Origin of the sequence: Streptomyces xiaopingdaonensis, from assembly GCF_000262345.1 — a bacterium.
Classification (GTDB): Bacteria; Actinomycetota; Actinomycetes; order Streptomycetales; family Streptomycetaceae; genus Streptomyces; species Streptomyces xiaopingdaonensis.
Genome location: NZ_AJTQ01000300.1, coordinates 1 through 8,851 on the forward strand (window position 1 = coordinate 1; position 8,851 = coordinate 8,851).

General features: G+C 72.4%; 4 protein-coding genes and 1 pseudogene. 4 read left to right on the top strand and 1 reads right to left on the bottom strand.

What is annotated here, in order from left to right:
- Both UWG_RS0123530 and UWG_RS0123535 read left to right on the top strand, forming a co-directional pair.
- Nucleotides 1-617: pseudogene (locus UWG_RS0123530) on the top strand (MFS transporter); the annotation flags it as partial.
- 282 nt (nucleotides 618-899) lie between these two features.
- Nucleotides 900-1,652 (top strand): thioesterase II family protein, encoded by a 753-nt coding sequence (locus UWG_RS0123535; protein WP_016909656.1) that lies wholly within the window; start codon nucleotides 900-902, stop codon nucleotides 1,650-1,652.
- Nucleotides 1,653-1,664: 12 nt separating this feature from the next.
- Here UWG_RS0123535 and UWG_RS0123540 read toward each other — a convergent pair whose 3' ends face one another.
- Entirely contained in the window at nucleotides 1,665-4,544 is a 2,880-nt protein-coding gene (locus UWG_RS0123540; RefSeq protein WP_272943211.1) for a helix-turn-helix transcriptional regulator, read from the bottom strand.
- A 541-nt stretch (nucleotides 4,545-5,085) separates the two neighbouring features.
- On the opposite strand from UWG_RS0123540, the gene UWG_RS0123545 reads away from it, so the two are divergent.
- On the top strand, nucleotides 5,086-5,859 hold the full coding sequence (locus UWG_RS0123545) for a 4'-phosphopantetheinyl transferase family protein (protein ID WP_016909658.1): 774 nt from the start codon (nucleotides 5,086-5,088) through the stop codon (nucleotides 5,857-5,859).
- Between the two features lie 192 nt (nucleotides 5,860-6,051).
- Nucleotides 6,052-8,851: beta-ketoacyl synthase N-terminal-like domain-containing protein (locus UWG_RS0123550; RefSeq protein ID WP_237720254.1), on the top strand; the 2,800-nt coding region annotated here is incomplete at its 3' end.

Genomic DNA, 8,851 nt, shown 5'->3' on the forward strand with positions numbered 1-8,851 from the left:
GCATGCTGCTGCTGCGTGCGGGGATGACGGCGGATGCGGGGCGTGCCTCGCTCGCCGCCGGCCTCGTGGTCGCCGGGATCGGGGTCGGCCTGGCGACGCCGGTGCTCGTCTCGGCCGCGACCGCGACGGTGCCTCCGGAGCGGGCCGGTATGGCGGGCGGCGCGGTCAACACGTTCCGCCAGCTCGGGATGACCCTGGCCATCGCGGTCTTCGGCGCCGCCTTCACCAGCCGCGCGGCAACCGCGCTCGTCGGGTCCGGCACGGTTCCGGACCCCGGCCAGGGCGCCTCGGCACTCGCCGCCGGGCAGGCGCAGCGCATGATTGCGTCGGCGCCCGAGCAACACCGGGATGCCGCCGGCCAGTTGGTGCACCAGGCGTTCGCCGCGGGGCTCGACCGGGTGTTCCTGCTGTCGGCCCTTGCGGCTGCGCTCGGCGGGGTCCTCGTGCTCCTGCTGGTGCGGCCGTCACGGGAGGCGGGCGGGGGTACCGGTTCCGGCTCGGATGCGGGGTCCGGCACGGGCGCGGGTACGGAGTCGGGCTCCAGCACGGGTGCGGGCGCCGGTGCGATCGATGACGTTCCGGAGGTGGGGGTGGCGGGGCCTCGCGTACGCCTGTGAACGTGGCTCGTCCCCGGGCGGGCCCGAGTCTCAAGCGGGCAGGCGGGCCTGACCGTTCGGCCCCGTCGGCCCGTTGCGTCGGACCGGGCGCGAGCGGTGCGTGACGCAGAGGGACCGGAGTTCTGGCGATGCGGCGGGCACCGGCCGCGGGCGCTTGGGGGCGGACTCGGGGGCCGGGCGGCTACCCCTGCGGTCCGGGACGGTTAGGGGTGTCGGCGGCGGGGCCGGTGGGGGAAGCTGTGGGCGGCCGTCAGGGATCACGCGACAGGAGGGGGCTCTCTCGTGACCACCAGGGACGACGACGAGCTGTGGATACGGCGTTTCCACACGGCGCAGGAGAGCGCCGTCAGCTTGGTGTGCCTTCCGCACGCCGGGGGTTCTGCGGGTTCGTACTTTTCTCTCTCGCAGGAACTCGCTCCCTCGGTGGAGATGCTGGCCGTGCAGTACCCCGGGCGACAGGACCGGCGCTGGGAGCCGCCGGCCCGCAGCGTCGAGGAGTTGGCCGCCGGGGTGGCCGGTGCGTTGGGTGCCCGCGACCGGCCGGTGGTGCTTTTCGGGCACAGCATGGGAGGGGCGGTCGCCTTCGAACTCGCCCGCATTCTGGAGGACTCGGGAGGCGCCGCCCCGACCGCGCTCGTCGTCTCGGCGCGGCGTGCGCCGTCTCTGCCCAGGCCGGGGGCCGGGGAGCCCGGACCGGCCTCCGACGAGGAGATCAAGTCCTCGATGCGGCGGTTGGAGGGCACGGACGCCCGGCTGTTGGAGGACCCGGAGCTGCTGCGGTTCTTCCTGCCGGCCCTCCGCGCCGACTACATGGTCGCGGGCTCCTACCGAGGTCCGGCCGACGGGCAGGTGGCCTGCCCGATCACGGCACTCGTGGGCGACGCTGATCCGGAGACGACCCTCGACGACGCCCGGGCATGGGGACGGCACACGACCGGTGCGTTCGACATGCACGTCTACCCCGGCGGTCACTTCTTCATCGACTCGAACCTCCCCGCGGTGGTGAAAGCCCTCTCGGAAGCCTGTGGACGCTGAGCAGCGCGCGGCTCACACCTTCTCCATCGCCCCGTCGAAGGTCAGGCTCGCCGGAAGCTGGTTGCGGTGCTTGATCCGGAACTTCCGGTACACCTTCGTCAGGTGCTGCTCGACGGTGCTCACCGTGACGAACAGTTTCGCCGCCACCTCCCGGTTGGTGTGACCCCGGGCGGCGAGCGACGCGACGCGACGCTCCGCTTCGGTGAGCGACTCGTGGATGCGCTTCTCCCTCCCGCCGCAGGGGAAGGCCGGCCGCAGCGCTCTCGCCAGCTCCTGCGCGCCGCACTCCTGCGCCAGCCGCCACGCCCGGCGGACCACCTGCCGGGCCTCGGTGCCCATGCCGAGCTCCTGCTGGGACCGGCCGAGGTCGACGAGGATGCGTGCCGTGTTGTAGCTGTCGCCGCCGGCCTGGGACCTCTCCAACGCCCGCTCCAGAAGGGCGGTTCGATGGCTCGGAGGGCGAGTGGCGGCGAGGCAGCGGAGGGCGGCTCCGGCAGCCCTGGGGTGGCGCGGTTCGGAGAGTTCGACCTGTTCGTCGAGGAGGCGCACCGCGGGTGCGGGCTCGCGCAGCCCCAGCCAGGCTTCGGCCGCGCCGCTGCGCCATGGGAGGAAACCCGGCGAATCCAGGCGCCACGTCTGGAGTTGCTCCCCGCACGAGACGAAGCACGCCAGTGCTGCCTGGTGCTGCTGCCGCACGAGGTGGTGACAGCCGCGCGCGTACTGGTACTGCATCCCGAACCTGGTCTGGAGGGTGTTGTCGGGGAGCGGGCGGCTCAGCAGCTCTGCCGCCGCCTCGTGTTCACCGATGCAGGCGTGGGCTTCGACCAGGACGGCAAGCGGAAGCGCGAGCCCCGTGCCCCAGCCCTCCGCCGGGAAGCGGGCGAGGGCCGCGTACGCGTTGTCCTTGGCCGACGGCAGGTTGCCGTTGCGGAGCAGGACGAGGGCCTTGGTCGCCAGCAGCACGGCCTCGTGCGCGGGGGTCCGGTGCTGGGGCGACTGGCTGAGCAACTGGTCGCACCAGGAGCTGGCGAGGTCGAGCCGATCGACGTAGACGAGTGCGTGCAGGGCGGCAAGGGCCGGCTCCAAGTCGTTCCGGCCCGGGTGCACATACGGAAGGCCCTGCTCGGCTGCGGCGGTGACGTCTTCGGCGTCCCCGCCGGTGAGCGCGGAGTGCAGGGCTCGTTCCGCGATCAGGTGGGAGGATTCCGTCTCCGGCACCTGGCACGGTTCGTCCGTCATCCGGGGGCTGAGCGGTCCGCCCATCCTGCTCAGTGCGCCGGGGTACGTCGAGGCCAGGCTCAGCCAGGTGGCATGCAGCCGATCGGCGAACCGCGGATCGTCCCCCGGCTCCGGGACCCCGCCGCCGGTGATCTTGACGGCTTCGTCCTCCAGCCCGTGCCACAGGAGGCTCCGGATGAGGTCGAGTGCCGTGCTCGGTCGCAGCAGGCCGCGCTGTGCGGGCTCGGCGAGTTCGTGCATCTGGCGCGCCACGGACTTGGGGTCGATCTGCCAGTTGAGGCGGGCCACTTCGAACTTGCAGGCGAGCGCCTGGGCCTCGTCGGTGGTCGAGCGCCCGGCGAGTTGGAGGCAGCGCACCGCCGGAGCGATCTCGCCGTCGGCGAGGTGCTGCTCAGCGGCCGACCGCAGGAGCGGGGTCTCCCATTCCTCTCCCAGGGGGCCGCACTCCAGGAGCTGCGCCGCGACGGTCGCGCAGGGTGCGCCCTCTTCGTGGAGCAGCCGTGTCGCCCGCTGTTGCAGCGCCGCGTGGTCGAAGGCCGGGATGCTGCTGAGCACGGCGCTGCGCAGCGCGGGGTGCCGAAAGCGGGCGCCGTTGAGCAGACCCGCTTCCTCCAGGCCGTCGACTGTCCGCTCGGCTGTCTGCGGATCGATGTGCAGGAGGTCGGCGAGGAGAGCGGTACCGCCGTGCCCGTCGAGCACGGCGAGACCGCGCGCGACCCGGACGTACTCCGGACCGCTCCGGTGTACGCAGGCGAGCGCCGCCTGCTCGAACGCGTCCGAGACGACGAGCTCGCAGCTCTCCGGCTCAGCGCCCGCCTGGCTGGTGCTGTCCCGGATCAGGGCGTGCAGCAGCAGCGGGTTGCCGCCGCTGACGTCGAGGAACGGGTCGCGGAGGCGCTCGGCCGCCTCGTCGCCGAGCGCCTCGGAGAGGAGGCGGCCGGCTCCGGAGCGGGTGAGGGGCGCCAACCGCAGCCGCTTGCCGTGCGGGTGGTACTGCAACTCGCCCAGCAGCGCCTGGTTTCTGGCGCTGTGCGGGGTCTCGGTGGCCATCAGCGCTATCGGCATGGTCCGCAGACGGCGCACCAGGTAGAGCAGGCACTGAAGGGACGCGGCGTCCCCGTGCTGGACGTCGTCGACCGCCAGGAGCAGCGGCCCCTCCTCGGTGAGGGCCTGGGCCGCGCGGTGCACGAACCGGAGCGACTGCGGCGGTACCCGTACGTCACTGCCCAAGTCGGGGGAGAGGTCGGTCCTCGCCGTTTCGCCCGCGGACGTGCGCCCCTCCTCGGCTGTTTTCGCCGTGCCCGGGAAAAGCTGCTCGATGAGCGCGAAGGGGAATGAGTGCTCCATCGTGCTCGCGATGGCGTTGAGAACCCGGAATCCTTTTGTCGCCGCGTTCTCGCAGAGGGTGTGGAGTAATTCGGTCTTTCCAGTGGCCGTTCCGCCGCGCACGACAGCGAGTGTGCCTGTTCCTCTGGTGCTGTCCGTCAGCATCTCCATGAGCTGGGATACTTCGAGATCGCGGTCGACGAGCACTGGCGAATCCCCCTTTTCGCTCCGAGGAGGGTGTCCGGCCGTGTCCTTGACATGGCGTGGCCAAGCAGTCCGTAGTCCTCCCGCTTGGTAGCGTAGCAACGTCAAGTCCCTTACAGCCATAGGTATATTCCGGAGGAATGGAACGTATCGGGACTATGGGGAGGAACTTCTCACGGGGGCGGTTGTTTCGGCGTCTCGGTGTCCCGTGCCTCGCCGGCGGGCACGTCGGGCGGGCGGCGGGCTGCGGTCGACGCGACTGGTCCGCGCCGCGGGGCGTACGCCGGGGTGCTCCGCGTCGACGAGGGGCGCACTCGCAGGCCGGGGCTGCTGCCGCCGACTCCGTGCGCCGCGGGGCGCGCGCCTCGCGGCCGGTCCTCCGGCCGCTCCGCGCGGGTGCGGCGGTTTTTACCGGCTGTTGTTCTTTCGGATGCACAAAGAAAAGCGGAACGGTGCGTAGATTTTCCGCCGGTCGACATGCCGCCGCCGCGCGGCGGTTTCCTCCGGCGACGGGGCATGCGGTGACGCGCCGAGTCCCCAGGGGATGCCGTGGCGCGGGTCCGTGCGCCGATCGTTGCGTACGAGCGGTAATTCCGACGGTGGTGCGCGGTGCGGGGATTTTTGTTTCGGTCGGTGATCAGCGCGTGGCGGGGAGAGGCTGGATATGTCGACGAATTTTCGGTGCGGACCGCTGTCCTGGATCAGAACCACGAATATCGGGGAAAGCTTCGTCGATCCCTTCTCGGTGCACCTGTGGGCGGTCCCTCTGGAATCCTGGGCCGACGATCCGGACGCCATGTACGAGGCGCTCTCGCCGGCCGAGCGGAAGAGGGCCGACGCGTTCGTCTTCGACCGGCACAGAAGGCAGTACGTGATCAGCCATGTCTTCCTGCGCCGGGTGCTCGCCCGGTACTCGGGGACGCCGGAGCGCGAGCTCGCCTTCCGTACGGGCAGCCACGGCAAGCCGCGGCTGGCAAGTCGGACCGAGTCCGCGGGGCTGGAGTTCAACCTGTCGCACTGCGGGGAGCTCGCCCTGGTGGGGCTGGGGCGCCGGCCGCTAGGGGTCGACGTCGAGACAGTACGGGAGGGTCCCGACGCGGTAGGGGTCGCCGGGTACTTCCACCCTGCCGAGCGGCGGGTGCTGGACGCGCTGCCCCCGGACCGCCGGGCGGACGCCTTCTTCCGGGGGTGGACGCGGAAGGAGTCGGTGGTGAAGGCGATCGGGCGCGGGCTCTCCGTCCCGCTGAGCGCGTTCGAGGTGGAGTTGGAGGGCGACGAGCCCAGCGTGGCGCTGGCGCGGAGCGCGGAGTTCCCGGACGGGCCGGGGTGGCACGTCGTGCACCTGGAGCCGGTGCCAGGTGTCGTGGGGGCGCTGGCGGTGCCGTTCCGCCCGGAGTGCGTCGGCGCGTGGCTGCTGGACGGCTCCGTGCTGGGGTGAGGCCGCGCCAGCAGCCCTGCAGAGCCACGCTGTCGGCCCCTATGCGTCCCCTAGTCGGCGGCGAAGGCTAGGGGTGTTGGAGAGCTGTATGCCTCTGATCGAATGTCGACGCGGAGAGCGGGCCGGGGCCCGCTGTTCCGGTCGGGGGCACGGGGTGTACGAGGGGGCAGCGTGGAACCCAGAGAAATCCGCTTGGCGCTTCCACATCTGGCGGTGGGCGGTCTCTCGGAGAACTGGCTCTTCAAGGAGGCGGGCGACCTCCACTGGCAACTGCTCTCGGAGCATGTCGGGGCACCGGTCGAGGAGTTGAGGGACCCGGCGGGGGACCGGTTGCTTCCCGTCTTCGTGCGGATCAGGCTCGAGAGCGAGCAGCCTCTGAGCGTCTTCGCGGAGGGCGACGAGGTGGCGCTGACGGGCGAGTTGACCCGGATCGACGAGCACACCTTCACCTCCGACGTCCAACTCGTCTCGGGCGAGCGCCGGTTGACCGCGCGCCTGATGACCGTCCTGGTGAAGCGTGGTGCGGAGGGCTCGCTGACGCCCGTGGCCCCGCCTTCGGCCGGCGGCGTCCCCGGAGCCGTCGACGAGCAACTCCTGCGTTTTCAGCGCGAGTTCCACGAGGTCAGCAGGTCTGGCCCCGAGGCGGGCGGGGAGGGCGGCCCGCGCTACGAGCTCAACCCGTACCACGACCTCAACGCGGCAGGGCTGCTCTACTTCGCCTCCTACCCGCACATCAACGACCACTGCGAGCGGCTCGACCTGCGCGCGGCGGGCCGCGGGCCCGCGGGCGACTGGTCGAGCGCCGCCTCGACCGTCTCCCGCGACGTGTACTACCTCGGCAACTGCGGGCCGGACGACGCGGTCGTCTACCGGCTCGACTCCTGCCACTTCGACGGGGACACCGCGCACCTGGCCTCGACCCTCCTCCGCGAGCGCGACGGCGCGCCGCTGGCCCGTATCCGCACGACGAAGCGGTTCACCGAGCGCCCGGCGTCCGCCGAACCGCCCGCGCCGGCACCGGCGGAGGGCCCGAGCCCCGACCCGGCCGCGCTGCTGCCGCGGCTGCGCCCCGTGATGGCGCAGGTCCTCGACGTTCCGGCGGAGGAGCTCGGGGACGGCACCGACCTGCGTCTGCTCGGACTCGACAGCTTCGCCCTCTCGGCCTTCGCCTCCCGCGCGACCTCCGTGCTGGGTACGGAGGTCGACCCCAGCAGGCTGTTCCTGAGCTTCACCCTCGCCGATCTCGCGCGCACGGTGGCGCAGGAGCCGGCCGCGACGCCGGAACCCGCGGCGCCCCGCCCGGAGCGGCGGGCTTCCGGGGGCGACGAGGAGATCGCCGTCGTGGGGATGGCCGGGCGCTTCCCCGGCGCCGACTCGGTCGGCGAGCTGTGGCGCGTCCTGCTCGAAGAGCGCGACGTCCTCGGCGCGATACCCGCCGACCGCTGGGACTGGCACACCGGCGAGCAGCCTCGGGCACGGGGCGGCTTCCTCCGCGACATCAGGCGCTTCGATCACGCCTTCTTCCGGGTCTCCCGACGCGAGGCGGCTTTGATCGACCCTCAGCAGCGGCTCTTCCTGGAGGTCGCCTGGGAGGCGTTCGAGGACGCCGGGCACGACGTGACGCGCCTGCGCGGTACCCGCACCGGAGTCTTCGCCGGGGTGTGCCACAACGATTACGCGGCGGTGCTGCGGGCGACCCGAGCCGGTGCCGAGCCGCACCGGAGCGTGGCCACCTCGCCGTCGATCGTCGCAGGCCGGGTCTCGCACGCCTTCGGCTTCCACGGTCCGAGCGTCGCGGTCGACACCCTCTGCTCCTCCTCGCTGGTCGCCGTGGACCAGGCCGTACGGGCGCTGCGCGACGGCAGTTGCGAACAGGCGCTCGTCGGCGGGGTGAACGTCATCTGCGATCCGGGGCAGTACGAGGCGTACGCGCGAGCCGGGGTGCTCAGCGACGAGGGCCGCTGCCGGACCTTCGACGCCGGTGCGGACGGCTATGCGCGGGGCGAGGGCGTGTGCGCGCTGGTGCTCAAGCCGCTCGGGCGGGCGCGTGCGGACGGTGACCGGGTCCTCGCGGTGGTCAAGGGCGTGGCCACCAACCACGGCGGGGACGCCCAGTCGCTCACCGCGCCGAACCCGGAGGCGCAGTCGGCGCTCGTGCGGCAGGCGTACGAGCAGGCGGGCGTGGACCCGGCGACCGTGGGCTACCTCGAGGCGCACGGTACGGGGACGGTGCTCGGGGACCCGATCGAGGTGTCCGGGCTCGTCGACGCGTTCCGCCGGCTCCGCCTCGATCGGGGGCAGCCGCAGCCGGAGGCTCCGTACTGCGGGCTGGGGTCGGTGAAGACCAACATCGGGCACCTGGAGGCCGCGGCGGGGATCGCCGGAATGATCAAGGTGATGCTGGCGATGCGCCACGGTGAGCTCCCCGCTACCGCGCACTTCAGCACCCTCAACCACCGGATAGACCTGGAGGGTTCACCGTTCCGCGTCCAGCGCGAGCGTGCGCCCTGGCGGCGGGCGGTCGGATCCGACGGAGCGACGGCGCCTCGTCGGGCGGGGGTCAGCTCGTTCGGCATGGGCGGGACCAACGCGCACGTGGTGCTGGAGGAGTACCGGGAGGCGGCGGAAGGCGACGGGGGGACGTCGCCGGCCGGTCCCCACGTGCTGCCGCTCTCGGCGAGGACCCCCGACGCGCTCGAAGAGGCCGTCGGCGGGCTCCTGGAATTCTTCACGGAGGAGGACCACGGGCCGCTCGCGGACATCGCCCACACGCTCCAGGTGGGGCGCGCGGCGATGGAGGAGCGGCTCGCGGTCGTGGCGTCGGCGCCCGAGGAGGTGGTGAGCGCCCTTCGCGGTTACCTCGCCGGTGAGCGCGGCGAATCGGGCGTGCTGGGTTCCGGCCGTACGTCGGCGGCCGGGGAGCGGGCCCGGCGCTGGGTGGCCGGCGAAGAGTGCGACTGGGAGGGGGGAGCCGCGTACCGGGGCAGGCGGG

Bases quoted from the DNA above. Each gene is read 5' to 3' on its own strand.
- UWG_RS0123540 (WP_272943211.1), bottom strand. From the start codon at position 4,544: ATGGCTGTAAGGGACTTGACGTTGCTACGCTACCAAGCGGGAGGACTA.
- UWG_RS0123545 (WP_016909658.1), top strand. From the start codon at position 5,086: ATGTCGACGAATTTTCGGTGCGGACCGCTGTCCTGGATCAGAACCACG.